General features: G+C 66.4%; 1 pseudogene. It reads right to left on the reverse strand.

The annotated features are described in order from the left end of the window. Positions 1-482, reverse strand: a pseudogene (locus EIM48_RS15650) (transposase); the annotation flags it as partial. Positions 483-518 lie beyond the last annotated feature (36 nt).

The raw sequence follows: 518 nt of genomic DNA on the forward strand, positions 1-518 counted from the left end.
GCGGGCAACCTTGCGGTAGCCGTACACGCTCCCGCTCTCCAGCCAGGACTGCTTGATCAGGCCCAGTACGCGCCGATCGTCCTTGGCCCGTGCCGACAGCGGCGCCCGACGCCAGGCGTAGTAGCCGCTGGGGTGCACGCCCAACACCCGGCACATGCTGCGCACCCGGAACTCCCGTTCGTGGTCGCGCATGAAGGCGTACTTCACCCGGACTGCTTGGCAAAGTACGCCGCGGCTTTTTTTAGAATGTCGCGCTCCTCCGTGACCCGGCGAAGCTCCGACTTGAGCCGGCGCAACTCGTCCGCCTGGTCCGCCGTCGCTGCCCGCTCGGGCCCGGACCGACCGTACTGCTTCCGCCACGTGTAGAGGCTGTGGATCGACACCCCCAGCCGATCGGCCACCTCTGCCACCGAGTGGCCGCGGTCCGTCACCTGCCTGACCGCTTCAACCTTGAACTCTTCCGTGTACCGCTTGCTGCTCATGGACACTCCTGCTGCTGCCGTGGATTATGGCTGCAA

Origin of the sequence: Pseudoxanthomonas sp. SGNA-20, assembly GCF_003931635.1 — a bacterium.
Lineage (GTDB): Bacteria > Pseudomonadota > Gammaproteobacteria > Xanthomonadales > Xanthomonadaceae > Pseudoxanthomonas.